Here is a 25,129-nt window from a genome sequence, read left to right as displayed (position 1 = left end):
TCGGGCGCTTCGCGGGAAACACCGCCGCCGAGGCGGATCGAACCGCCGAAATGATGTCCCGAGCCTGCTGCACCTTGTGTCGTCGCAAGACGCCGAGCCTTACGGTGAGAAGACGCCCCTTTTATTCTTATAAGAAATATTCAAATTACCCACTCATGCTTCCGGTCGTCGCCGTCCCCCGATTTCTCCCTATCGCGAGGCTGTGATGTTTGTAAGGATAATCGACACGGCCTCGACTCACAGGGAGCACACCATGCCAGACGCCGCTCACGACCCCGCCTCGCAGGAACAGCAGGCGCGCATGCAACGCCTCGCCGCCGTCAGGCCGCGGCTGGTCTCCTTCGCCAGGCTGCAGTTGCGTGATAACGCCCTGGCCGAGGATGCGGTCCAGGAGGCCCTGGCGGCGGCCATCGAGAAGGACGCCAGCTTTTCCGGGCGTTCCGGCTACGAGACCTGGGTCTTCGGCATCCTCAAGTACAAGATCCTCGACACCCTGAGGGAGCAGAAGCGCCGCGGGCATTGGCAACCCTGGGAGGATGAACTCGATGAAGACGCCATCGATCGCCAGTTCCAGCAGAACGGCCGCTGGCAGCCTTCGGCACGCCCCAGCGACTGGGGCGATCCGGAGGCGACCCTGAGCAACGATCACTTCTGGCGCGTCTTCGACAGCTGCATGATCGCGCTTCCCGAGGCGATCGCCCGGGTCTTTACCCTGCGCGAGCTGATGGGGCTCTCCACCGACGAGATCTGCCAGATCGCCGAGATCAAGGAGAACAACTGCTGGGTCATTCTGCATCGCGCCCGATTGCGCCTCAGGGAGTGCGTGGAGAAGGGATGGCTGGCGGAGGATAAATCATGATGATGTGCAAGCGTGCCACCGAGCTGATGTCGCAACGCCTCGATCGCCCCTTGCGCTGGCAGGAACGCCTGTCGCTGCGCTTCCACCTCGCCCTCTGTGCGGCCTGCCAGCAGTGCGATCGACAGTTTCGGCTGCTGCATCGGGTCCATGAGCGCTTCGATGGGCCCCATGACGCGCCCCAAGAAGGCGACCACCGAGACTAGGCTATCCGAATCGCCCCCTTAATCATGAGATTGCCGACACCCGCCCCGCGCCGACGACAGGCCGTGATGGATCGACAAGGAGTCCCCCGATGCTTGACCGCTGGACCATGCCACTGACCCAGGCGCCGCTGATGCGGCTGGCGGATTGGTTATATCGTTGCGGTGTCGGCGCCGACCGGGTCACCGTGGCGGGCTTCACCATCGGCCTGCTGGCGCTGCCCCTGCTGGCCATGCAGTGGTATCTCCCGGCCCTGGTCGCGATCCTGCTCAATCGCCTCGCCGATGGCCTGGATGGCGCCCTGGCCCGTCGCAGCGATACCACCAGCGATGCCGGCGGCTTCCTCGATATCGGCCTCGACTTCGTCTTCTACGGCGCCGTGGTCTTCGGCTTTGCCCTGGCTGACCCGGCGCGGAATGCGCTAGCGGCGGCCCTGCTGCTGTTCGCCTTTATCGGCACGGGAAGCTCCTTCCTGGCCTTCGCCATCATGGCCAATCGTTACCAGTTGCAGCGCCCCCGCTTTCCCCGCAAGGCCTTCTACTACCTGCATGGCCTGACCGAGGGCACCGAGACCATCCTCGCCTTCCTGCTCTTCTGCCTGTTTCCCGATCACTTTCCCTACCTGGCGACGGCCTTCGCCGTGGCCTGCCTGATCACCACGGCGACTCGGCTATGGGGCGGCTACCACACCCTGGTCCAGGCCGCCTCCGACCCGCGGGAGGGCCCCCGATGATTCGCCGCCCGCCACTGCTGCTGTGGTGCCCGGCACTGGCGCCCCAGCCACCTCGATGGGGTGGCGCTGATCAGCGACGGCGACAATGCCGGGGTCGGTTGCCCGGGCTGACGCACCGGCGGTAAGGTCATGGCCGGTATCGCGACTCAGGAGTAATCGCGACGAAAACCCATCTCGCTCAAGGTCCCCTCTACCATGCTAAGACCCGCGCTGCTGTCACTCGGCCTGTTCGCCCTCTCCGCCCAGGCGGCCCCCGATCCCCATGACTGGGAGGCGGTGCTCGAGGAGGCCCGCGGCCAGGAGGTGTTCTGGTACGCCTGGGCCGGCGAGGAACGCATCAACGACTATATCCGGTGGACCGCCGAGCGGGTCGAGGCGCGCCATGGCATCACCCTGACCCACGTCAAGCTGGGCGATACCGCCGAGGCGGTATCGCGGGTGCTGGCCGAGCGCCAGGCCGGCAACGACGACGCCGGCAGCGTGGACCTGATCTGGATCAACGGCGAGAACTTCGCCACCATGAAGGCCAATGACCTGCTGTTCGGCCCCTGGGCGGAGCAGTTGCCCCACTACCCCCTGACCGCCCCGGAGGACAATCCGGCGGTGCGCTACGACTGGACCATCCCGGTGGACGGCCTGGAGTCGCCCTGGGACAGCGCCCAGGTGGTCTTCTACTACGACACCGCCCTGGTCGACGACCATCCGGATTCGATGCCGGCGCTGCTCGACTGGGCCCGGGCCAACCCCGGCGAGTTCACCTACCCCCGGGTGCCCAACTTCCTCGGCAACGCCTTTATTACCCAGGCCCTGCTGGAGCTGGCCGAGGAGACCGACCCCTTCTACGCCCCGGTCGAGGAGAGCGACTTCGACGCCCTGACGGCCCCGCTCTGGGAGTTCCTCGATGCCCTGCACCCGCACCTGTGGCGCGGCGGCCGCGCCTTCCCCGCCAACAGCTCGGAGCTGCGCCGCCTGATGGGCGACGGCGAGATCGGCATCGCCCTCGCCTTCAGCACTACCGAGGCCTCCGGGGCCATCGCCAACTTCGAACTGCCCGAGACGGTGCGCAGCTATGTGCATGCGGACGGCATGCTCGGCAACCTGAGCTTCCTGGCGATTCCCTACAACGCCTCGCACAAGGCCGGGGCCATGGTGGTGGCCGACTTCCTGCTCTCCCCCGAGGCCCAGGCCCGCAAGCAGGACCCGGCCGTCTGGGGCAGCGGCACCGTGCTGGCCATGGAGCGCCTCGACGAGCGGCAGCGCGAGCGCTTCGCCGCCATCGACCTGGGTATCGCCACCCTGCCGCCGGAGGAACTCGGCGAGCTGCTCGGCCAGCTGCACCCGAGCTGGGTCGATGCCCTGGAGGCCGCCTGGCTGGAACGCTATGTGGCTCCATAAGGCCGGGGCCAGACGCCACTCATGATGCTGCGTCTGGCTCCCCCGCTGATCGCCCTGCTGCTGGCCGGGCCCATCCTGGCCGGCCTATTGATGGCCTTGCTGCCCGCCTTCGGCTACCTGCCGGCCCTCGGCGGCGAGACCCTGAGCCTCGCCCCCTGGCGGGCGCTCGTCGCCCAGCCCGGCCTGTGGCACTCGGTGGGCGTCAGCTTCGCCAGCGGCCTGCTGACCACGGCGCTCTCCCTGGCCGTGGTGCTGCTGTTCCTGGCCAGCGCCGCGGGCGGGCGCTTCGATCGCTGGATGCGCCGCCTGGTCTCGCCGCTGCTTTCCCTCCCCCATGCCGCGGCGGCCTTCGGCCTGGCCTTCCTGATCGCCCCCTCGGGGCTGCTGCTGCGGCTGGTCTCCCCCGGCCTCAGTGGCTGGGAGCGCCCCCCGGACCTGCTGATCGTCCAGGATCCCTGGGGGCTGTCGCTGATCGCCGGCCTGGTCCTCAAGGAGGTGCCCTTCCTGCTGCTGATGAGCCTGGCGGCGCTGCCCCAGCTCGACCCCCAGCGGCGCCTGGCCATGGCTCGCTCCCTGGGCTATCGCCCCACCCTGGCCTGGTTCAAGGGGGTGGCACCGGCGCTCTATCCGCTGATCCGCCTGCCGGTCTATGCGGTGATCGCCTACGCCTCCTCGGTGGTGGACGTGGCCCTGATCCTCGGCCCCACCCTGCCCCCGGTGCTCAGCGTATCGATCCTGCAGTGGTTCAACGACCCGGACCTCTCCCGGCGCTTCCTGGCCTCCGCGGGCGCCATCCTGCAGCTCGGGGTCACCGCCGCCGCCCTGCTCGCCTGGTGGTGCCTGGAGCGACTCGGGACCTGGCTGATGCGCCACTGGATCGCCCGGGGCGGACGGCGCCGCGGCGAGCTGCCGCTGCGCCTGGCCGGGCGGGCCCTGATCCTGCTGACCACCGTGACCGCCTTTTTGGGGCTGGCCGGCCTGGCCATCAACTCGCTGGCCGCCTTCTGGCGCTTCCCCGAGGCCTGGCCCCGGGGGCTGACGCTGCAACACTGGCTCAGGGTGCTGCCCCAGCTCGCCGAGCCGCTGGCCTCCACCGCCCTCATCGCCCTCGGCGCCACCCTGCTGGCCCTGGTGCTGGTGCTGGCGGCCCTGGAGAACGAGCAGCGCCACGGGCGGCGCCCCACCCGGGCGCTGTGGCTGCTCTACCTGCCGCTGATCGTGCCGCAGATCGCCTTCCTGTTCGGCCTGGTGGTGGTGATGGAGTACCTGGGCACGCGCCCCCACCATGGCCTGGTGATCTTCGGTCACCTGCTGTTCGTGCTGCCCTACGTCTACCTCTCCCTCGCCGAGGCCTACCGACGCCTCGACCCCCGCTGGTCGAGGCTGGCCCGCACCCTGGGCGCGCCGCCCCGGGAGCTGTTCTGGCGGGTACGCCTGCCCCTACTGCTGGCTCCGCTGCTGACCGCCGCCGCGGTGGGTCTGGCGGTCAGCATCGGTCAGTACCTGCCCACCCAGTTGCTGGGCGCCGGGCGCATCACCACCGTGACCACCGAGGCGGTGGCCCTGGCCTCCGGCGGCAATCGCCGGGTGATCGGGGTCTGGGCCCTGGTCCAGGCCGGCCTGCCCCTGGTGGGCTTTACCCTGGCCGTGGGCCTGCCCCGGTTGCTCTGGTCCCGTCGACGCGGCATGCGAGACTCCCTATGACCCACGCACACCATCTCGACCTCGAGAACATCGATATCCGCCTGAACGGGCGCCCGCTGCTGACCCTGGATGCCTGTATCGGCCCCGGCGAGGTGCTCACCGTGATGGGCCCCTCGGGCTCCGGCAAGTCGAGCCTGCTGGCCTACCTGGCGGGATTCCTGGGCGATGACTTCACGGCCAGCGGCGCGGTGCGCCTGGATGGTCGCGCCATCCAGGCGCTGCCGGCGGAGGAGCGCGGCATCGGGCTGCTGTTTCAGGACCCGCTGCTCTTTCCGCATCTCTCGGTGGCCGGCAACCTGCGCTTCGGCCTGCCCCACCACGGCCGCGACAAGCGGGCCCGGGTCGAGGCTGCCCTGGCCCATATCGGCCTGGCGGGTTTCGGTGACCGCGACCCGGCGACCCTCTCCGGGGGCCAGAAGGCGCGGGTGGCACTGATGCGCCTGTTGCTCTCCGAGCCCCGGGCGGTACTGCTCGACGAGCCCTTCTCCGGGCTCGATACCCAGTTGCGCCGGGAAATGCGCGACTGGGTCTTCCAGCACCTGCGCGAGGCGGGCCTGCCCAGCCTGCTGGTGACCCATGACCACCAGGATGCCGAGGCCGCCGGCGGGCAGCTGATCGAGCTGGCCTAACCGGTGGCTCCGCTCAGGATTCTCGGCCCCCGGTCTCATCGGCGACCTGGGCACTCGGCAGAGCCGATGACGAGAACGCCAGTGAGGAGCGGGTCAGGCGCGTCGTCGCTCTTGGCATCGTGCTTGCGCCTCCCGGTGGCGCCGGGTGGAGGGATGGATGCCGAAGGGCTCAGGCAAGGTCAGGCCGAGCCCCTCGGCCAGCAGCCCCAGCAGCGCCATATGGTGGACGGTATGACTGGTCAGGAAGGCGAGCTCGCGCCCCAGGCCGGTGGCCAGGCAGCGCCTGCGCCCGCCATCCAGGGGATAGTCGAGGATCAGGGCGGTGTCTCCGGGGGCATGACCCAGTGCCTCCAGGGCCGTGGCAATCTCCCGCAGCCGTCGTCGCGCCTCCCCGGGAGAGCATTCCAGCCGGGCCTCGCGGCGGCGATGCTCATAATCCAGGCGACCGGCGGGCACCGCGGCCAGCAGGGCGTCATAGTGATCGATGATATGGCGCACGTGCTTGCCCAGGCTCTGCGCCGTGCTCCCCCCCAGGGGACTCGCATAGGCCTCGGGGGTGAGGCCGTCCAGGAAGTCATATAGCTGGTCGAGGACCTGGCGATTCTCCTCCACGAGGCCGCCCAGATCGACGGCGGGATGATGCGTCATGGCGTCTCTCCATTGATCCCCCGAGGGCGGTCTGCCCCCCGGGTCAACCGCGGCGAAACCGGCATGAAATCACGCCGGCTCGCCGTCTTCTCTGCCACTAACCTTCGGCTTCGGCTTCCGCCTCTCCTTCGGCCTCACCTTCTCCTTCGGCTTCTGCTTCCCCCTCGGCTTCACCTTCCGCCTCGGCTTCTGCTTCGGCCTCGGCTTCACCTTCCGCTTCGGCTTCGGCACTGGCCTCGGCGAGCATCAGGGGCGCCTCCTGGCCACTGGTGTAGCCCGCGGTGTCCATGGCCTCGGTGGCCACGGCCTGGGTCGTCAGGCCGCTCGCCACCAGCAGCATCGCCGGGGCCGCATAGCCCAGGCCGCGCCCCAGGCGCGCCAGCAGGCTGCGACGGGTCTCCTCTTGTGGTGTCATCATGCTTCTCCTCGTTTTCCGGTGGGCGGCATCATGCCGGGCGAGGCCGGCCGCCCGTCGCGGCCTCGCCCGTGGTGCCCCGCCGAAGGGCGGGCCACCCCGGATTCGTTCAGTCGCCGACCGCCGCCGAGGGTGTCAGCCACTCGGCCAGCAGCGCCTCGGCCTCTGCCCGGGTGCTGACCCGTCGCGCCGGCACCCCGGCCAACCAGTCCAGCACTGCCTGGGGAGTCCCCGCGTCGGTGGCATGCAGCCGGGGCAACAGGGCCGCGAGCAGATCCAGGGGCGTCGCTGTCGCGGCTCCCGCGTCGACCAGCAGCACCCCCCGCAGCCCAATCGGCCGCACGGCCTCAGGCGACAGGGCGTCGCCCCGGGCCGGCGTCTCCTGGTGCAGGCGCAGGAAGCCAGCGGGCGTCTCGCCGGCCAGGGCCTCGACCAGCGCGGCCGCCCAGGCGGCGTCGCTGGCATAGAGGCAGAGCACGCCACCGTCGGCGCCATCGCTCAGCAACTCGGCCTCCACCACCGGCCGGTCGGGGGCGGCGGCGCGATGCAACAGCTGCCGCCTCAGGGTCCCGGCCAGGTGAGTCAGGCCGAGCCGACCGGCGACCCACTCCCCCTCGGCGGCCAGGGCATAACCGGCCCCGGGCTCCCGCAGCACCGACAGGTGCGGGAAGGCATCGGCCTCGGCGTCCCGCAGGGGAAAGGCCGTCGCCAGGCGCGCGAGGGCGGCGCTATCGGCGACCTCCAGACACCAGCGCCGCCCAGCGAAGTCGAGGCGATGACGAGACGGCCGGGGAAGGCGGGTGGCATCCGCCTCGGGCACGGCATCGGCGCCGGCCTCGCCCTGGCAGAGCAGGCCGAGGCGGCACCACTCGCCCAGGGTCTGCCACACCTCCCGGCGCAGGGTCGCCGGCTCGGGTGGCGCCTCGCCCTCGGCGGCGAGCCGCGCGAGCTCCGCGACGATGGCCTCGGGGGCGAGCCCCTCGGTGGCCAGCAGCCAGATCAGTGACGCCGTCTCGTTGAGGCGATAGAGGCGATCCCGAGCGGAGTCGTGTAGCGCCAACTGCTCCCCGGCGATCAGCTCCGTGGCCCGGCGCCGTACCAGGCGGGGCGGGGCCAGGGGACCCTCGCCCAGCCCCTCGCCCAGCGCCTCGGCCAGGCCCAGGTCGGCACGGTCGGGCAGGGAGAAGCAGGGCAGGTAGCGCTCCGGCGCGGCCGCGGGCAGCAGGCGCCGGAAGCCGCCGGCCCGGGCCAGCTCCGCCCGGGCCTCGGCCAACCAGGCAGCCGGTTCATCCTCGGCACCGCCTTCGGCCGGTGGCTGCTCGCCGGGAATATCCACCAGGGTCACCAGATCGCGCACCAGGCTCTCCTTGACCGCCGCTTCCCTCCGGCCGCCGCTCTCGGGGGCGGCGCAGATGCCCAGCGAGGGGCTGAGGTTGCACTCCAGGATCCACGGCTTGAGGGTGTCATCCACCAGGCAGTCGAGACCCAGCAGTTCGTAACAGCCCCGGGGGTCGGCCCCCGCCTCGGCGGTGCGGCCACGCAGGGCATCCACGGCGGCGATGACGGTGAGCGTCACCAGGTCCTCGATGCGGGCGAAGAGCGCCCCGTCGTCGTGGCCCTGGTCGCGCAGCCAGGCCCGGTAGCGCTCGAGGTCGATAAACTCCACCGGCACCTCGGCGCGCTCGTTTCGGGCGTTGATATCGGGATTGGTCAGCTGGCTGAAGGGGTTGTCGGCGTCCTCCGGGTCCCAGGGCTCGGAGGCGAGCTTGGCGAAGCCCTGGCGGTAGAGATAGACCCGCAGGGGCGCCAGGGAGCTGATCAGCACATAGAGGCGCAGCACATACTTGTGACCGCGGATGGTATGGGGATTGGCCAGGTACTCCTGTACCAGCCAGTCCCGGGCCAGGGGCGCCTCGGCGACATCGCGCAGCACCCGCACGCCCTTGCCCTTGGAGGCATTGGTGGGCTTGAGGATCCAGCGCCGCTCGGGGTCTGCCTCGGCGACCTGCTGCAGGGCATGGTAGTCCCGGGGCATCACATAGGCGCGGGGGAAGAAGTCGAGCCGCGCGGCGAACTCGCTGTCGGCACCGTAGCCGTCGATCAGCCGGCTGCGCAGCTCGGCCAGGCTCTGGTGCAGGCGACTCTTGACGGTCAGCGCCGCATTGCCGGGAAAGTGATTGAGTTTGCGCCGCGGCGAGACCCGCTGAAAGTGCGCCGGGTCGGGCATGCCGGTGACCCAGGCGGCGTCCCAGTGGGTCTCGTCGCCCGGTTGCCAACTCCGGGACTCCAGGGCCTCACGAAAGAAGCGATCCTGCTCATCGGCGCGCTGGCCGCCCAACCAGAAACGTCTCGCCGGCGAATGCTGCTCCATCATTCGGGTCTCCTCTCCGTCCTGTGGCCCGGGGGTGCCTAGCCTGCTGGGCCCTGGTGTTAGGTCGTCGCCCAGCCTCGCTCCTTACAGCGATAGCCACTCGAGTGCGATCTATCGCATATTTGATTAATGGATCGATCAGTACTAAATTAACCGGCATGACACGAGGACGCCCCATCACCTTCAGCCCCGACGAGGCCATCGGCGCCGCCGTACGGGTCTTCTGGGAGCGCGGCTACGACCGCGCCTCGACCCGTGACCTGCTCGCGGCCATGCGAATTTCACGCAGCAGTCTCTATCAGGCCTTCGGCAACAAGGAACAGCTGTTCCTCGAGGCCTTGCAGTGCTATCGCCTGAGCCTGATCGAGCGGCTCGGTCGCCGGCTCGAGGCCGCGCCCTCCGCCATGGCGTTCCTGGAAGCGCTTTTCCACGACACGGCCGACGAGGCCGGCAGCGAGCGGGCCGCCCTGGGCTGCCTGATCTTCAACTCCGCCGGCGAACTCGGCCAGCGTGACGACCTGCCGTCACGCCAGGCGCAGCAGAGCCTGGCCGCTATCAGCAAAATCTTTCACCGTGCGATATGCCAGGCCCAGGCAGAGGGCCATATCGCCCCGGACCGCGATGCCGAGGCGCTGGCCAGCTATCTGACGATGGGCATGGCGGGGCTCAGGACTTTGCTGAAGAGCGGCGCGGATGCCGGCCAGGCCCGCCGGGGCGTGGAGGTACTGCTCGAAACCCTGCGCCGATAAGACGTTTTTTTTCGCCATATATGGATCGATCGTTCCATATATGGCGCCACCGCAGGACCCACGATCCCCCCGATATCAAGGAGATTGCCATGACCGCCGATTACAAGATGCAACTGGCTCCCCAGACCCTGGACAGCGCCGACGCCAAGGCCAGGCCGCTGCTCGAGGAAGCCAAGGCCAAGCTGGGCTTCGTGCCCCGGATGTACGAGGGCATGGCCAATGCCCCGGGCGTGCTGGACACCTACCTGCACGGCTACGAGCTGTTCCGCCAGGACTCCGGGTTCGCCCCGCCCGAGCAGGAGGTGGTATTCCTGACCATCAGTCGCCTCAATGGCTGTGACTATTGCATGTCGGCCCACAGCATGCTGGCCGACAAGATGTCCCAGGTCCCGGCCGATGTCCTCGAGGCACTGCGCCACGACACGCCGATTCCCGACGCGCGCCTCGCGGCCCTTAGCCGCTTCACCCGGGTGATGTTCGAGACCCGCGGAAAACCCGGCCGGGATGACGTCCAGGCGTTTCTGGATGCCGGCTTCGCGGAGCAGCAGGTGCTGCAGATCGTGCTGGCGCTGGCGGTCAAGACGCTCTCCAACTACGCCAACCACGTCAACCACCCCGAACTGGATGACGCCTTCGCCGATCATGCGTGGCAGGGATAAGCCGCGCTTATGACGCTCGGCCAGGCTTGCCAGGTCGGTGACCGTGCCGGTTAGAGAGAGGCGCCCGCACCCAAGGCGTCACTCCATCCGGCCAATCAGACGCTCGGCCAGGCTTGCCAGGTCGGTGACCGTGCCGGTTAGAGAGGGGCTCGCCGCTCCTAAGGCGTCACTCCATCCGGCCAATTAGGCGCTCGGCTAGACTCTCCAGGTCGGTGACCGTCAGGTCCGGTTCGCCTCCCCAAGGATCGAAGGGGGCCTCCGCTAGGCGCCGCACCCAGACCGCATGCAGGCCGGCATGACGGGCGCCGATCACGTCGAAGGGGTTGCTGGAGACCAGCCAGGTGGCCTCCGCCGGGGCCTCCAGGCGGTAACGCAGGTGGGCGTAGACGGCGGGGTCGGGCTTGAAGCGCTTGATCTCGTCGACGCTGACGATATCGTCGAAGGCCTCGGCGAGCCCGGCCTGGGAAAGCAGCGCCGCCACCGTCTCGCGAGCGCCATTGGAAAAGGCCACGCAGGTGATGCCCGCCTCACGCAGCCGCGCCAGGGCGGTGGCCGCCTCGGGGTAGGCGGGCAGGCGAGCGTAATGGGTCATCAGGCGATCCAGCTGATGCTCGCCAAGGGGGCCGCCGAAGGCGCGGTCGGTGAACTCCAGCGCCTCCCGGGTGCACTGGGCGAAATCCACGTAGGCGCCCATCAGGCCGCGGCGAAAACTGTATTCCAGCTGCTTGTCCCGCCAGCGCTGGGAGAAGGCTAGGGCGCGGTCGCCGAGCAACTCCTCCAGCTCGACGACCACCCCGTGGGGATCGATCAGGGTGCCATAGACATCGAAGGCGATAACCCGACGCATAAAACTCGACTCCAGGACAAATCAGGGTGTCACCCAGCATGGGCCAGCGCTGCTCCCCGCTCAAGGGAGCGCGGGTCACGCCCTATCAACCGAGCCCGGGCTGGGAGACCCGGGACGGGAGCCTCAGTCGCCGACCCGGGCCAGTCGTTCGAGGGCGAAGCCGGCGATGGCGGTATCCTGCACCCCGGTGCCGGTGAGATCGCAGACGGTGATATCCCGGGGCGAGCTGCGTAGCCGCCAGCCCTCGGCGATCACCCGCCCCAGCTCGTAGACGCTGGATGGCGGCTCGCCCTTGGTCGCCAGGGCCTGGAGCTCGCCGTTGCTCTCGCTCTGGGCCCGGGTATCGCAGACGAAGGCGCCGGCCAGGTGCAGCACCGACTCGTCCAGCTCCCGCTTGCCGGGGCTATCCGAGCCCATGGCGGTGATATGCACCCCCTCGGGAAGCTCGCCGGCATGCAGGATGGGGCGGCGCGACGGCGTGGTGGTGATCACGATATCCGCCGACGCACAGGCCGCGGCCACGCTGTCGTGGGCCCGCGCCTCGAGCCCTTGGTCTGCGAGGCGCCGGGCGAAGGCTTCGGCCGCCTCGTGGCGCCGCGCCCAGACATCGACTCGCTCGACCTCCCGCACCAGGCGCAGCGCCTGGACCTGCAGCTCGGCCTGCTCGCCGGCCCCCAGCACCGTTACCCGCCGGCTATCGGGACGCGACAGGTGCTTGGCGGCGATGGCCCCGGCCAGGGCGGTGCGCACCGCGGTCAGGTAGCCCTCGTCGAAGAGCACCGCCTCCACCAGGCCGGTCCGGGCGGAGAACACCAGCATCAGGCCATTGAGGCTGGGCAGGCCCAGCTTGGGGTTATCGAAGAAGCCGGGGCTGACCTTGATGGCGAAGCGCGGCGCGCCACGGATATGAGCGGTCTTGACGTCCACCTCGCCGTTGGCCTCCTCGATGGCCATGGAGAGGATCGGCGGCTGCACCACCTCGCCGCGCCCCAGGGCGGCGAAGCCCGCCTCCACCGCCGCCAGGGCCTCGAGGTCCAGGCCCACGGCCTGACGAATCGCATCACGATAGAAAAGCTGCATCACACTCCTCCTCTGCCAAACACAAAGCCGTCGCCAGAGTGACCAGCCGGCCGAGGGCCGCCACCAGGATAAGCGGCGCCGAGGGCTAGCAAGAGCAAAGCGTCATTATCGGGAACGAGCATGCCGAGCGCCCCCTGCATTGGCCAGGGCCCGGGCGCGATCGAAGGTCTCGAGCGCCACCCCGTTACCGGAGAGGATCAGCGCCACCTTCTGGCCGCGGATCTCCAGCCCATGGGCCTCGATGGCCGCCAGGCCCACCGCCGCGGCCCCCTCCACCAGCAGCTTCTCCTCGGCCAGCAGGCGGACCATGGCCGCGGCGATGGCCGCCTCCGAGACCTGATAATGGTCGTCCATGACCCGCCGCACCAGGGCGAAGGTGCAGCGGTTGTCCAGGCCGATGCCGCCCCCCAGGGAGTCCGCCAGGCTCGCCACCTCCTCCACCGCGACGGGATGGCCGGCCCGCTGGCTCTCCCACATGGCGGCCCCCGCCGAGAGGCTGACCCCGGTGATCCGGGTGGCGGGGCGAATCGCCTTGATGGCGGCGCCGATGCCGCCCAGCAGCCCACCCCCGGAGAGGCCCACGATCACCCGATCGAGCGCCGGCTGGTCCTCCATCAGCTCCAGGCCGATGGTCGCCTGGCCGGCGACGATCCGCGGGTCGTCGAAGGGCGGGATCAGGGTCATGCCCTCCTCCGCCACCAGCCGCGCCACCTCCTCGAAGGCCGCGTCCTGGCTGGCGCCGCAGCGCCGCGCCTCGGCGCCCAGGTCACGGATGGCGGCGACCTTGTTGTCGGGCACCAGACTCGAGAGGCAGATCACCGCCGGAATCCCCAGCTCGGCGGCGGCATAGGCCACCGCCCGGCCATGATTGCCGGTGGAGGCGGTGGTCACGCCCCGGGCCAGGGCCTCCCGGCCATGGCGCTCGATCAGGGCGCCGAGCATATTGGTGGCGCCGCGCAGCTTGAAGGCGCCGGTGGGCTGGCAGGTCTCCAGCTTGAGATAGACTTCGGCGTCGAAACGCCGCGACAGCGCCCGGGAGCGAATCAGCGGCGTGCGCACCACCCGGCCCGCCAAACGTCGGCGGGCGGCATAGATCATCGCCAGGCTCACTTCCGCATCGCACTCATGCATCGGCGGCTAGCCTCCTTCGTCTCACTAAGGAACAGGGTAGATCGCGTGGCATAAAAAAGGCGCCGAGGGGATCCCCCCCGGCGCCTGCCTGCTTGCCCGGTTTAGCTGGCCTTGAGTTCGCCGCTGCGGGTCAGCTCGTCGGCCACCTTGTCGACGGCGCGCTTGGCGCGGGCCACCACTTCGTCCACCTCGGCGCGGCTGATGGTCAGCGGCGGCGCGAAGCCGAGGATGTCCCCCTGGGGCATGGCCCGGGCGATCAGGTTCTCGTCCATGGCCGCGGCGGCGATCCGCGGGCCGACCTTGAGGGCCGGATCGAAGTGCTCGCGCTTGGCCGGATTGGCGGAGAACTCCAGGGCCGCCAGCAGGCCCACGCCGCGCACGTTGCCGACGATGGGGTGGTCGCCGAAGGCGGCCTGCATCTGGCTCTGCAGGTAGGCCCCGGTCTCGGCGGCGTTCCGGGTCAGCCCCTCCCGCTCGATGATCGCCAGGTTGGCGAGGCCAGCGGCGCAGCCCAGGGCGTGGCCGGAGTAGGTCCAGCCGTGGCCGATGGGGCCGAACTCGCCGGTGCCCTGCTCCAGCACCTGCCAGACGCGGTCGCCGACGATCACCCCGGAGAGCGGCTGGTAGGCGCTGGTCAGCCCCTTGGCCACGGTGATCAGGTCCGGCTTGATACCGTAGTGGTGGCTGCCGAAGTCGGTGCCGATACGCCCGAAGCCGCACACCACCTCATCGGCGATCAACAGCACGTCGTACTTGGCCAGCACCGCCTGGATCGCTTCCCAGTAGCCTTCCGGCGGCGGCACGATGCCGCCGGTGCCCAGCACCGGCTCGCCGATAAAGGCGGCCACGGTCTCGGGGCCTTCGGCGAGGATCATCTCCTCGAGCTTCTGGGCACAGTAGGCGGAGAACTCCCGCTCGGTCATGCCCTGCTGCTCGGCGGCCCGATGGTAGTAGTAGGGCGCCTCGGTGTGGCGGATGGTCTCGATGGGCAGATCGAAGTGATCGTGGAAGGCCTTGAGCCCGGTCAGGGAGCCGGAGGCGATGCCCGAGCCGTGGTAGCCGCGCATCCGCGAGATCACCTTCTTCTTCTGCGGGCGACCCAGGACGTTGTTGTAGTAACGCACGATCTTGAGCTGGGTCTCGTTGGCGTCAGAGCCGGACATGCCGTAGTAGACCTTGGACATGCCGGGACCGGCCAGCTCGAGGATCTTCTCGGAGAGCTCGATCTGCGGCTCGTTCGAGTGCCCCACATAGGTGTGGTAGTAGGAGAGTTTCATGGCCTGCTCGTAGATGGCTTCCGCCACCTCGCTGCGACCATAGCCGATATTCACGCAGTAGAGCCCGGCGAAGCCGTCGATAAACTCGCGGCCGTCCTTGTCGACGATGGTGATGCCCTGACCGCCGGTGATCACCCGGCCCGGCGCATCGCCATGGGCGAAGTCGCGCAGGTGGGTAGAGGCGTGGAAGGTGACCTTGCGGTCGCGGTCGATCAGTTGCTGATGCAGGCTCATGGCGGTTCTCTCTTGGCTAGGCTCCCCGGCGTCCCGCCGGGGAGAATGTTCATCGAATTCAGAAAAAAGGAATTAGCTACCGGAAACGGAGCCCAGGGCCCCCAGGCAGTAATACTTGGTCTCCAGGTATTCGTCGATCCCGGTATTGCCGCCCTCGCGGCCCAGCCCGGACTGCTTGACGCCGCCGAAGGGCACGGGGGGACCGGTCATCTTCACCGAGTTGACGCTGACCATGCCGTACTCCAGGGCCCGCAGCAGCTTCCAGATGCGGCGAATGTCATGGGTGTAGACATAGGCCGCCAGACCATACTCGGTGTCGTTGGCCAGCTCGATCACCTCGTCGTCATCGCCATAGGCGGTGACGCCGGCCACCGGGGCGAAGTTCTCCTCGCGCCACACCTTCATCTTCGGCGTCACCCCGGTGAGCAGGGTGGGCACGAAGAAGTTGGGGCCCGGGGCCTGGGACTGGTCGCCGGCCACCAGGGTGGCGCCCTGGGAGAGGGCGTCGTCGACGATGGCCGACGCCTTGTCCACCGCCTGTCCGTGGATCAGCGGACCCAGGTCCACCTCCGGCTCCAGGCCGTTGCCCAGGGTCAGGGCCGCCATGCGGCTGGCGAAATGGGCGACGAAGTCGTCATGGATCGACTCATGAACCAGGATGCGGTTGGCCGCCAGGCAGTCCTGACCCGCGGTCTGGAACTTGGCCGCCACGGCGGCGAAGGCCGCCTCCCTGGGGTCCATGTCCGGGCCGACGATAAAGGGCGCATTGCCGCCCAGCTCCAGGGAGACCCGCTTGACGGTATGGGCGCTCTGCTGCAGCAGCAGGCGGCCGACCCGGGTGGAGCCTGTGAAGGAGAGCGCCTTGACGCGCTCCTCGGCACACAGGATCTCCGACACCTCGGCGGGCTCCCCGAGCACCACGCTGAAGATACCGGCGGGAATGCCGGCACGCTCGGCGAGCTCTGCCAGGGCCAGCGCCGAGAAGGGCGTCTCGCCGGCGGGCTTGACGATCACCGGGCAGCCGGCGGCCAGGGCCGCGGCGGCCTTGCGGGTGATCATCGCCAGCGGGAAGTTCCAGGGCGTGATCAGGGCGGCGATGCCCACCGGCTCCTTGATGGTGCCCAGGGCGGCATTGGGAATATGGCTGGGAATGGTCTCGCCATAGGTGCGCTTGCCCTCTTCGGCGAACCAGCGCACGAAGCTGGCGCCATACTCCACCTCGCCGCGAGCGTCGGGCAGCGGCTTGCCCTGCTCCCGGGTCATGATAATGGCCAGGTCCTCGCGGTTGGCCTGAATCAGGTCGTACCAGGCCAGCAGGCGCTCGCAGCGCTCATCGGCGCGCAGCGCCCGCCAGTGCACGAAGGCGGCCTCGGCGGCGTCCACGGCACCGCGGATCTGCTCGGCTTCCAGCCAGGGAATATGTCCCAGGGTCTCGCCGGTGGCGGGATCCACCACGGCCTCCTCGCGGCCGCCATCGCCATGGGTCCACTTGCCGTTCACATAGGCATGCTGACGCAGTAGGCGCGGATCATTAAGCTTCATGGGTCACCTCCCCGGACGACGTGGCGGCGGGCCGCCACGGTGGTCGAATCACGTCGACGGTATCAAACCGTCCATGTGCTCAGGGTAAGGGCTAAGGGCAGGGGAGACTTTTCGATAGGACCGCGGGACGATGCGGTTTTTTTTGTCTCCCGGCGGGCCACAGGAAGTTTTTCTGGGCCTGCCGATGGGGGCTATTGAGGCGCCAGTTCCAGGGGCGGCGGCACCTGCTTGACCTGCTTGGTGACGATATAGGTGAAGTAGCGCTCGATACCCACCTCGGAGGCGAGCCAGCCATCGATCAGCCGCTGGTAGGCGTCGATGGAGTCTGCCTCCACCTTGAGCAGATAGTCGACGCCGCCGCCCACCGCCACGCACTCGGTGACCTCGGGGGTATCGCGCACCACCCGCTCGAAGCGCTGGAAGCTCTCGGCATTATGGGCCTTGAGCTCCACCTGGACCCAGACCGGGGTGCGCTTGACCAGCGCCCGGGCGTTGATCCACGCCCCATAGCCCTCGATGATGCCGGCCTTCTCGAGGCGCTTGACCCGCTCCCAGCAGGGGCTGACCGAGAGGTTGATGCACTCGGCCAGGCGTGACTTGGTGATGCGGCCATCCCTGGCCAGGATCTCGAGGATCTTTAGATCGTAACGGTCAAGCTTCATTGGGCTCCTCAGTAGCAGCGGGCCAGGTCACCCGTCACAGGCGGCGGGAAGCGGGGCTAACCTGGGGGCAGGCCACGCGAAGACGCTGTGAACCCATCCATGGGCGCTCGACTTTTTCGTCCCTGAAAAAGACGCTTCGCTTTGCCCTGCCCCCCAGCGCCCCGTTTCCGCTCATGGGCAGAGTTCTTTTCGTCAGGCCTCGAGTCGCTCGACGACCTCGGCGATCACCGCGATGGTGTCCCCCATATTGACCCGTGCGGGGAAACGACGTGCCACCAGCATCCCCTCGCGGCCGGCATGGTACGCCACGGGGGCGGCGCCGGTGCGGGTCAGGTCATGGACCCGGGCGATCAACTGGCCCTTGGCGACCCGCTCGCCCAGCGCCACGGTGAGCTCCAGCAGGCCGCCGTGCTCGCTCTGCACGTAGCAGCTGGCATCGGGCATATCCACATAGACCTGGGGCTCGGCGGGAGGCGTCACCTCGCCCTCCATCAGCCCGAAGTGGATCAGGAAGTTCTCGATGCCGCGCTCGGTGATGGCCAGACGCTCCGGAGTGGTGGTGCCGCCGCCACCCAGCTCGGTGGCCACGAACACCTTGCCCTGACTCTCCACCGCGGTATCGAAGAGCTTGGTGGCATCGAGTTCGAACATCAGCATGGCGGTGGGCGCACCGAAGGCGATGGCGCCCTCCAGGGCACGACGCTGCAGGGCCTTGTCCTCCAGGTGGTGGGAGGCGGCGAAGGGCACGATATCCAGGGTGCTGCCGCCGGAGTGGAGGTCGAGGACCACATCGGCCAGGGGCACCAGCTCGCGGGTGAAGTAGTCGGCGATCTGCTCGGTGACGCTGCCGTCCGGGTCGCCGGGGAAGCTGCGGTTGAGGTTGCCGCCATCCAGGGGCGAGGTGCGCTTGCCGGCCTGGGCCGCCGGGGCGTTCATGGTGGGCACGATAATCACCCGGCCGCGGATATCCTCGGCCTTCAGCTCGCTGGCCAGCTTCAGCAGGGCGGTGATGCCCTCGTACTCGTCGCCGTGGTTGCCCCCGGTGAGCAGGGCGGTGGGGCCCTCGCCGTTCTTGATCACGGCGACGGGAATCATCACCGCCCCCCAGGCCGACTCGTCATTGGAGATCGGCAGCTTCAGGTAACCGTGCTGGACGCCATCCGCGGCGAAGTCCACGGTGGCGGAAATGGGGCTGGGACGCTTGGTCATGGTCTAGGACTCCTTGTTCTCTTCAAGCGCGGGGCAAATCTAGCGCCTAGCGGACGAATAGCTGGCGCGGAAAGTCGGCCAGGGTCTCGCAACCGGTCTCGGTGATCAGGATGCTCTCGGTGATCTCCAGGCCCCAGTCGTTCTCCCAGAGTCCCGGCATGAAATGGAAGGTCATGCCGGGCTCGAGGATGGTCTCGTCGGAGGGGCGCAGGCTCATGGTGCGCTCGCCCCAGTCCGGCGGATAACTGATGCCGATGGGGTAACCACAGCGGGCACCGCCGCGGTCGAAGCCGTACTTGTCCATGGCCGCGCCCAGGGCCATGGCGATATCCGCGGTGCGATTGCCGGGCTTGGCCACCGCCAGGCCATTCTCGATGCCCTCCAGCAGCGCCGACTCGGCACGGATGAACTCCTGGGGCGGCTTGCCCAGGAAGACGGTGCGCGACATGGGGGCGTGGTAGCGCTTGTAGACGCCGGCGATCTCGAAGAAGGTGCCCTCGCCGCGACGGAAGGGGCTGTCGTCCCAGGTCAGGTGAGGGGCCGCCGCGTCCTTGCCGGTGGGCAGCATGGGGACGATGGCGGGGTAGTCGCCGCCGAACACCCGGCCGGTCTCGTCGGTCCAGCCCTCGATGCCGACCCGATAGATCTCCGAGACCAGCTTGCTCTTGGGCAGCCCCGGCTCGATCACCTCGAGGATCCGCGTGTGCATGCCCTCGACGATCTTCGCCGCCACCCGCATGTACTCCACCTCGCGGTTCGACTTGATGGCCCGGCACCAGTTGACCAGGGAGTTGGCATCCATGAAACGGGCATGGGGCAACTCCCGCAACAGGCTCTGGTAGGCCTTGGCGGAGAAGTAGTAGTTGTCCATCTCCATGCCGATCACCCCCTCATGCCAGCCGCGGTCGGGGATGATCGACTGGGCCAGGTAATCCATGGGGTGCATTTCCGGATTCTGCACGTAGTAATCCGGGTAGTAGGTGATGTTGTCCGGATCCATCCAGCAGGTACGCAGGGCGCCGTTGGCATCCATGCGTCGACCATACCAGACCGGCTCGCCCTCCAGGCCCAGCAGCACGCACTGGTGCACATAGAAGGACCAGCCGTCGTAGCCGGTCAGCCAGGCCATATTGGAGGGATCGCTGATCAACAGCATATCGATCCCCTGATTGGCCATCTCGGTACGCACCTTCCACAGACGGTTGGCGTACTCCTCACGGGTAAAGGGCAGTGAAACCTCGATCATGGCGTCGTGAAATCCATCAAAGATCGCCGGAACCGGCCGGCCCTCCGTATGTGGCCGCCGAGCTGCAGGGGTGGCTGTTTATCGCAAACCGGTGGTTATAATTGTCATGACTTTTCATAATTTTTTGCATGACAATTACCGGTCAATCACCTTAGGGTGGATACTAGCATTAGCGCTGAGCTCCCCGTCAAAGGCTTTATTGGATCATGACAATTGACCTGACTCCCTACCTCAGCAACGAGGGCCCCAAGTACCTGGATATCGCCCAGGCCCTGGCCGAGGCGATCCGTCAGGGCGAATTGCCCCCGGGCACCCGGCTGCCGCCTCACCGTCAGTTGGCCGAGGCCCTGGACGTCAGCGTGCAGACGGTCTCCCGGGCCTATGCCCAGGCCGAGCGGATGAGCCTGGTCCAGGCCCGGGTGGGCAGCGGCACCTGGGTCAATGCCCTGGACGATGCCCGGGAGTCGGAATACCTGCGCAGCCCCGAGCCGCGGCTGGAGAACCCGCTGATCGACCTCTCCATCGCCCACCCGGTCTGCCCCCCCCTCCATCATCGGCGCTTTCGCGAGGCCCTGGTGGAACTGGCCGAGCGCGCCCATCCCGATGTGCTGGCCGCCAATCGCCCCATCGCCGGCCTGCTCCATCAACGCGAGCGGGCCAATGACTGGTTGCTGGGACGCCTCAAGGTGCCCGGCGGCGTCGAGGAGCGCATCCTCTGCAATGGCGCCGCCCACGGCCTGATGCTGGCCATCGCCACGGTGGTGCAGCACGGCGACCTGGTACTGACCGAGGCCCTCACCGACCATGGCCTGATCGCCCTCTCCCGTACCCTGGGCTTCCAGCTACGGGGCGTCGCCATCGATGCGGAGGGCGTGGTGCCGGAGGCCCTGGAAGCCGCCTGTCGACGCTTTCGTCCCCGGGCGGTCTGCCTGACTCCAACCCAGCTCAACCCCACCGGCGCGACCATGAGCGAGGCACGCCGCGATGCCGTGGCGGAGGTGCTGGCACGCCACCAGGTATGGCTGATCGAGGACGACGTCCACGCCCTGCTCGAGTCCCCCGGCCTGACGCCGCTGTGCGCCCGCCTTCCCCGCCAGGGCTTTCATGTCACCAGCCTGACCAAGGTGACCCTGCCGGGGCTGCGCGCCGGCTACCTCAGCGTGCCCCGCCAGCAGGTGCATCACACCCTGCCGCGGCTACGCGCCACCAGTTGGATGGCCACGCCGCTGATCTTCGAGCTGGCCGACCTGTGGCTGGCCGACGGCACCCTGGAGACCCTGGCCCTGGAGCAACGCGAGATGCTCGCCGAGCGCCAGCGCCTGGCCGCCGAGATCTTCGCCGGCCACCCCTTCCAGTCGCGCCCCAGCAGCCTGCATCTGTGGCTCTCCCTGCCCCAGGCCTGGCGCGCCGAGGAGCTGCAGCAACAGGCCGAGCAGGAGGGACTCTCCCTGACCACGGCGGTGCCCTTTATGGTGGAGCAGACCCCGCCGCCGCGGCGGGTGCGCCTTAGCCTGGGAGCGGAGCAGGATATCGACCGCCTAGCCGATGGCCTGACCCGGCTCGCGACCTTGCTGGAAGACACCCCGCCCCCCATGATGCAGATCGTCTACTGAACAAGGAGTCACGATGAAGATCCTGGTCCATAGCGACGACGCCGAGCAGTGGCGCCATGCCCTGGCCCGGCGCCTGCCCGAGGCAGAGGTAGTGACCAGCGCCGCCCCCGAGGCCGAGCGCCGCGACGCCGACTACCTGGTGGCCTGGAAGCCCGACGCGGGCCTGCTGCGCGAACAGACCCGCCTCAAGGGCATCATCAACCTGGGGGCCGGGGTGGATGCGCTGCTCAACAACCCCGGCCTGCCCTCGGGGGTGCCCATCGTCAAGCTGCGCGATGCCGGCATGGCCGGCCCCATCGCCGACTATGTGCGCTATGGCGTGCTGCACTTCCAGCGCGACTTCGACCGCTACGGCCGCCAACAGGCCCGTGCCGAGTGGCGCGAGCACGCCATGGTGGACAAGGCCGACTGGCCGGTGGGGGTGCTGGGTCTGGGAGCCATCGGCGCCAAGGTGGCCACGAGCCTCGCCGCCGATGGCTTCCCGGTGCATGGCTGGAGCCGCACGCCCAAGTCGCTGGACGGCATCGTTTGCCACCATGGCGAGGCGGGGCTCGAGGCCCTGCTGGGCCGGGTGATGAGCCTGGTGCTGCTGCTGCCGGACACCCCGGCCACCCAGCGGCTGATCGATGCCCGGGCCCTGGCGCGTCTGCCGGCGGGAGCCAGCCTGATCAATCCCGGCCGCGGCAGCCTGATCGACGAGGCGGCGCTGCTCGACGCCCTGGGTCCCGGCGACGCCGAGGGGCGGCTGCGCGGCGCCCTGCTCGACGCCTTCCCGGAGGAGCCGCTGCCCGCGGATAGCCCGCTCTGGTCGCACCCGCGGGTCTGGGTGACCCCGCATATGGCCGGCCCCACTCCCCTGGGCGCGGCCCTGGACCAGGTCGTGGAGAGCCTCGAGGCCTTCGAGGCGGGAACGCCACAGGCGACGATCGACCCCGACGCCGGCTATTGATTGCTCTTTTGTCCTGGGCCCCTTCTGATCTCGAGGCCCGGGGCTACCCTGGGGGTAGGCACTTCGCGGAGACGCTGTAAACCCATCCATGGGCGCTCGGCATTCTCGTCCCTGATAATGACGCTCCGCTCCGGCCTACCCCCAGCGCCCCTGAGCAATTCCAGCAATCGCCCACATCCCAAGTCGTCGCCCGCTCCCCTACACAGCCTCACCGACGCGGCGTAGGCTGATAGGTACACGCTCGGAGACTCGGGAGGCGTCCCATGACCCGCGTGACCTATGGCCCCGACAGCGCCCTGCTGGTGGTGGATCTGCAGAACGACTTCTGCGAGGGCGGCGCCCTGGCCGTCGCCGGCGGCCGGGCCCTGGTGCCGACCATCAATGCCGAGATACGCCTCGCCACCGAGGCCGGCGCCCTGGTGGTGGCCAGCCGCGACTGGCACCCGCTGGAGCACGTCAGCTTCCGGGAGCAGGGCGGTCCCTGGCCGCCCCACTGCATTCAGGACACCTTTGGTGCCGCCTTCCATCCCGACCTGGTCCTGCCCGAGGAGACGGTGCGGGTCAGCAAGGCCTGCGCCTTCGATGCCGACGCCTACTCCGCCTTCGACGGCACCGGCCTGGCCGGCTTCCTGCGGCGTCATGGCATTCGCCGGGTGGTGGTCTGCGGCCTGGCCCTGGATGTCTGCGTCCGCGCCACCGCCCTGGACGCCGCGGCGGCGGGCTTCGCCACCCTGCTGCTGGCCGAGGCCAGCGCGGCGGTGGCGCCCGCGAGCCGCCGGGCCTGCCTCGATGAGCTGCGCCAGGCCGGCGTCGAGGTGCTCGAGTGAGCGCGCCCCTGACGGTCTCGGAGGACGAGCTGGTCCTGCTCACCGACCTCTACCAGCTGACCATGACCCAGGCCTACTGGAAGGAGGCGATGGCCGAGCGGGCCACCTTCAGCCTCTTCTTTCGCCGCCTGCCGCCGACCCGGCGCTTTATGCTGGCCTGCGGCCAGCAGCACGCGGCGGCCCTGGTCCCCCGGCTGCGCTTCGGCGAGGCCCGGTTGGCCCAACTCGGCGCCACCGGCCTCTTCGAGGCGGCCTTCCTCGACTGGCTCGGGGAGTGGCGCTTTTCCGGCGAGATCCGAACCCTGCCGGAGGGCACCCCGGTGTTCGCCGACGAGCCCCTGCTGGAGGTGGACGCCCCCATCGCCGAGGCCCAGCTGCTGGAGAGCCTGCTGATGAATCTGGTGCAGCTGGAGACGCTGCTGGCCTCCAAGGCGGTGCGCCTGGTGATCGCCGCCCGGGGCCGCCCGGTGGTGGACTTCGGCCTGCGCCGCATGCACGGCATCGATGCCGCCGTGCGCGGGGGTACGCGCCTATCGCAGCGCCGGCCTGGAGGGCACCAGCAATGTGCTGGGCGGCCTGCGCCACGACCTGCCGCTGCGCGGCACCATGGCGCACAGCTATATTCTCGCCCACGACGACGAGGCCGAGGCCTTCGCCGCCTTCGCCCGCCACTACCCGAACACCACCCTGCTGGTGGACACCCATGACACCCTGGCCGGGGTCGACCGGGTAATCGCCCTGCTCGCGGCCGAGCCCGAGCTCTCGGTGGCGGCCATCCGCCTCGACTCCGGCGACCTGGGGGCCCTGGCCCGGGGCGCCCGGCGGCGACTCGACGCGGCCGGCCACGGGAACGTGAAGATCATCGCCAGCAGCGGCCTGGACGAGTGGCAAATCGCCACCCTGGTGGCCCAGGGCGCGCCCATCGATGGCTTCGGGGTCGGCACCCAGCTGGGCGTCAGCGCCGATGCCCCGGTGATCGACCTCTCCTACAAGCTGGTGGCCTATGCCGGCCGGCCGCGGGTCAAGCACTCCCCCGGCAAGATCAACCTGCCCGGCCCCAAGCAGGTCTATCGACGCCGGGATGCCGAGGGCCGTCCGGTCGGCGATACCCTGGCCCGCCATGACGAGACGGGCATCGAGGGCGAGCCCCTGCTGGCGTCCCTGGTGAGGAAGGGGCGAATCGACGACGCCCAGATGGCCCTCGCCGACTCCGCCCGGGAGCGGGTCGCCGCGGCGCTGGCGGCCCTGCCCGGGTCCCTCCGACGCCTCGAGCCCCGGGCGGGGCCGGAGAACGACTACCCGGTGACCCTGAGCCCCGGCCTGGAGCGGCTGCGGCGCAAGGTCGGTTGACGATAAAAGCGCGCAAGCGGCGGAACCCCGTGCCGCCGAGGGTATCTCATCATGGCCCCCACCGGCCGGGAAAGGAGCCACCATGCTATTGCTGCCCCGCGATCGTCCTGCCACCTGGCTTATCTCGGCGCTACTGACCCTGTGGCTGATGGCCCCCGACTCGGCCCGGGCCACCCCTCGGGAGACGCCGCCGCGGCCTCGCCCCTTCGTCGCCGACTATGCGCTGGAGATCAGCGGCTGGCCCGACGCCCGGGTCAGCCACCGGCTTAGCCGTCATGGCGACTGGTGGGAGAGCGAGATGCGCGCCGCCCTTCGCCTGGCCTCCGGCCATGAGCGCAGCCGCTTTCGCCTGGGCGACGACGGCCCGAACGCCAGCGCCTACAGCAGCGGCTACCGCCTGCTGGGCATCGGCGGCAACTATCGCCTGGGCCACGACGAGCTGCGCGAGTTGCCCGACCGCCAGGCGGCACTGTTCGAGCTCTCCCGCCGTGCCGCCAACGGCGACTGCCGAGCGGAACCGCCCTGCCGGATTCGCTTCGTCGATCACAAGGGGCGCGAGGAGCGCCTCGACTATCGCCCCCTGGCGCCCGTCGCCCGACGCCTGCCCGACGGCGAGTCGGTCCAGGCGACTCGCCTGGAGGCCTGGGAACCCGACGAACCGGAGCGACGCCTGGTCTTCGCCTTCCACCCCGAGCTGCCGGGCCTGCTGCTCGGCGTGGAGTATCGCCGCGACGGCGAGCCGACCAACCGCCTGACCCTCCAGGCCCTGACCCTGACGGAGTAGCCGGGCAGTAGCCTG

At 69.1% G+C, this 25,129-nt stretch carries 24 protein-coding genes; 13 read left to right on the top strand and 11 right to left on the bottom strand.

Going from position 1 to position 25,129, the window contains the following annotated elements; genetic code table 11:
* Positions 1-253 precede the first annotated feature (253 nt).
* The 6 genes from NFU04_RS06075 to NFU04_RS06050 all read left to right on the top strand — a co-directional run bounded on the left by NFU04_RS06075 (position 254) and on the right by NFU04_RS06050 (position 5,521).
* On the top strand, positions 254-859 hold the full coding sequence (locus NFU04_RS06075) for a sigma-70 family RNA polymerase sigma factor (protein WP_251308631.1): 606 nt from the start codon (positions 254-256) through the stop codon (positions 857-859).
* Positions 856-1,062 (top strand): zf-HC2 domain-containing protein, encoded by a 207-nt coding sequence (locus tag NFU04_RS06070; RefSeq protein WP_251308630.1) that lies wholly within the window; start codon positions 856-858, stop codon positions 1,060-1,062. The genes NFU04_RS06075 and NFU04_RS06070 overlap by 4 nt, the downstream gene beginning before the upstream one ends.
* Positions 1,063-1,151: 89 nt before the next feature.
* Positions 1,152-1,793, top strand: coding sequence for a CDP-alcohol phosphatidyltransferase family protein (locus tag NFU04_RS06065; protein WP_251308628.1), 642 nt, complete (start codon positions 1,152-1,154; stop codon positions 1,791-1,793).
* A 195-nt stretch (positions 1,794-1,988) separates the two neighbouring features.
* Positions 1,989-3,188, top strand: a complete 1,200-nt coding sequence (locus tag NFU04_RS06060) for an ABC transporter substrate-binding protein (RefSeq protein ID WP_251308627.1) — start codon at positions 1,989-1,991, stop codon at positions 3,186-3,188.
* Between the two features lie 21 nt (positions 3,189-3,209).
* Positions 3,210-4,892 (top strand): ABC transporter permease, encoded by a 1,683-nt coding sequence (locus NFU04_RS06055; protein WP_459382070.1) that lies wholly within the window; start codon positions 3,210-3,212, stop codon positions 4,890-4,892.
* Complete coding sequence (locus NFU04_RS06050; protein ID WP_251308625.1) at positions 4,889-5,521, top strand: ATP-binding cassette domain-containing protein; 633 nt, start codon at positions 4,889-4,891, stop codon at positions 5,519-5,521. The genes NFU04_RS06055 and NFU04_RS06050 overlap by 4 nt, the downstream gene beginning before the upstream one ends.
* Before the next feature lie 93 nt (positions 5,522-5,614).
* On the opposite strand, the gene NFU04_RS06045 is transcribed toward NFU04_RS06050, so the two are convergent.
* The 3 genes from NFU04_RS06045 to NFU04_RS16355 form a co-directional block, all read right to left on the bottom strand.
* Positions 5,615-6,169, bottom strand: coding sequence for a DinB family protein (locus NFU04_RS06045; protein ID WP_251308623.1), 555 nt, complete (start codon positions 6,167-6,169; stop codon positions 5,615-5,617).
* A 97-nt stretch (positions 6,170-6,266) separates the two neighbouring features.
* A complete protein-coding gene (locus NFU04_RS06040) occupies positions 6,267-6,587 on the bottom strand; it encodes a hypothetical protein (protein ID WP_251308622.1) in 321 nt (106 codons plus the stop codon).
* Between the two features lie 106 nt (positions 6,588-6,693).
* A complete protein-coding gene (locus NFU04_RS16355) occupies positions 6,694-8,958 on the bottom strand; it encodes a hypothetical protein (RefSeq protein ID WP_285835122.1) in 2,265 nt (754 codons plus the stop codon).
* A 155-nt stretch (positions 8,959-9,113) separates the two neighbouring features.
* On the opposite strand from NFU04_RS16355, the gene NFU04_RS06030 reads away from it, so the two are divergent.
* A complete protein-coding gene (locus NFU04_RS06030) occupies positions 9,114-9,704 on the top strand; it encodes a TetR/AcrR family transcriptional regulator (protein ID WP_251308620.1) in 591 nt (196 codons plus the stop codon).
* A gap of 89 nt (positions 9,705-9,793) precedes the next feature.
* Positions 9,794-10,363, top strand: a complete 570-nt coding sequence (locus NFU04_RS06025; protein ID WP_251308618.1) for a carboxymuconolactone decarboxylase family protein — start codon at positions 9,794-9,796, stop codon at positions 10,361-10,363.
* 166 nt (positions 10,364-10,529) lie between these two features.
* On the opposite strand, the gene NFU04_RS06020 is transcribed toward NFU04_RS06025, so the two are convergent.
* From NFU04_RS06020 to doeA, 8 genes are all read right to left on the bottom strand, one after another.
* Positions 10,530-11,210: a haloacid dehalogenase type II gene (locus NFU04_RS06020; protein ID WP_251308616.1), complete on the bottom strand. Its 681-nt coding sequence runs from the start codon at positions 11,208-11,210 to the stop codon at positions 10,530-10,532.
* 123 nt (positions 11,211-11,333) lie between these two features.
* Positions 11,334-12,290 carry a cyclodeaminase gene (locus NFU04_RS06015; RefSeq protein WP_251308614.1) on the bottom strand — a complete coding sequence of 319 codons (957 nt, stop codon included), beginning with the start codon at positions 12,288-12,290 and terminating at the stop codon, positions 11,334-11,336.
* 105 nt (positions 12,291-12,395) lie between these two features.
* On the bottom strand, positions 12,396-13,421 hold the full coding sequence (gene eutB / locus NFU04_RS06010) for a hydroxyectoine utilization dehydratase EutB (RefSeq protein ID WP_251308613.1): 1,026 nt from the start codon (positions 13,419-13,421) through the stop codon (positions 12,396-12,398).
* A 101-nt stretch (positions 13,422-13,522) separates the two neighbouring features.
* Positions 13,523-14,932: an aspartate aminotransferase family protein gene (locus NFU04_RS06005; protein ID WP_251308611.1), complete on the bottom strand. Its 1,410-nt coding sequence runs from the start codon at positions 14,930-14,932 to the stop codon at positions 13,523-13,525.
* Positions 14,933-15,004: 72 nt separating this feature from the next.
* The gene (locus NFU04_RS06000) at positions 15,005-16,474 is read right to left on the bottom strand and encodes an NAD-dependent succinate-semialdehyde dehydrogenase (protein ID WP_251308609.1); all 1,470 of its coding nucleotides are present in this window, start codon (positions 16,472-16,474) and stop codon (positions 15,005-15,007) included.
* Positions 16,475-16,665: 191 nt separating this feature from the next.
* Complete coding sequence (locus NFU04_RS05995) at positions 16,666-17,136, bottom strand: Lrp/AsnC family transcriptional regulator (RefSeq protein WP_251308608.1); 471 nt, start codon at positions 17,134-17,136, stop codon at positions 16,666-16,668.
* A gap of 192 nt (positions 17,137-17,328) precedes the next feature.
* A complete protein-coding gene (gene doeB / locus NFU04_RS05990) occupies positions 17,329-18,345 on the bottom strand; it encodes a N(2)-acetyl-L-2,4-diaminobutanoate deacetylase DoeB (protein ID WP_251308607.1) in 1,017 nt (338 codons plus the stop codon).
* Positions 18,346-18,391: 46 nt separating this feature from the next.
* Positions 18,392-19,591 (bottom strand): ectoine hydrolase DoeA, encoded by a 1,200-nt coding sequence (gene doeA / locus NFU04_RS05985; protein ID WP_251308605.1) that lies wholly within the window; start codon positions 19,589-19,591, stop codon positions 18,392-18,394.
* A 206-nt stretch (positions 19,592-19,797) separates the two neighbouring features.
* On the opposite strand from doeA, the gene ehuR reads away from it, so the two are divergent.
* From ehuR to NFU04_RS05960, 5 genes are all read left to right on the top strand, one after another.
* Positions 19,798-21,204 carry a MocR-like ectoine utilization transcription factor EhuR gene (ehuR, locus tag NFU04_RS05980; protein WP_251308603.1) on the top strand — a complete coding sequence of 469 codons (1,407 nt, stop codon included), beginning with the start codon at positions 19,798-19,800 and terminating at the stop codon, positions 21,202-21,204.
* Between the two features lie 13 nt (positions 21,205-21,217).
* Positions 21,218-22,153 (top strand): 2-hydroxyacid dehydrogenase, encoded by a 936-nt coding sequence (locus NFU04_RS05975; RefSeq protein WP_251308602.1) that lies wholly within the window; start codon positions 21,218-21,220, stop codon positions 22,151-22,153.
* Positions 22,154-22,416: 263 nt separating this feature from the next.
* Entirely contained in the window at positions 22,417-22,980 is a 564-nt protein-coding gene (locus tag NFU04_RS05970; RefSeq protein WP_251308600.1) for an isochorismatase family protein, read from the top strand.
* Positions 22,977-23,687 carry a beta/alpha barrel domain-containing protein gene (locus NFU04_RS05965; RefSeq protein ID WP_251308599.1) on the top strand — a complete coding sequence of 237 codons (711 nt, stop codon included), beginning with the start codon at positions 22,977-22,979 and terminating at the stop codon, positions 23,685-23,687. The genes NFU04_RS05970 and NFU04_RS05965 overlap by 4 nt, the downstream gene beginning before the upstream one ends.
* A gap of 725 nt (positions 23,688-24,412) precedes the next feature.
* Complete coding sequence (locus NFU04_RS05960) at positions 24,413-25,114, top strand: hypothetical protein (RefSeq protein ID WP_251308598.1); 702 nt, start codon at positions 24,413-24,415, stop codon at positions 25,112-25,114.
* The last annotated feature ends 15 nt before the right edge of the window (positions 25,115-25,129 follow it).

The organism is Halomonas sp. NCCP-2165, from assembly GCF_023708045.1.
Lineage (GTDB): Bacteria > Pseudomonadota > Gammaproteobacteria > Pseudomonadales > Halomonadaceae > Bisbaumannia > Bisbaumannia pacifica.
The sequence above is the reverse complement of the archived record's forward strand: the minus strand, read 5'-3'. Positions and strand labels throughout refer to the sequence as shown.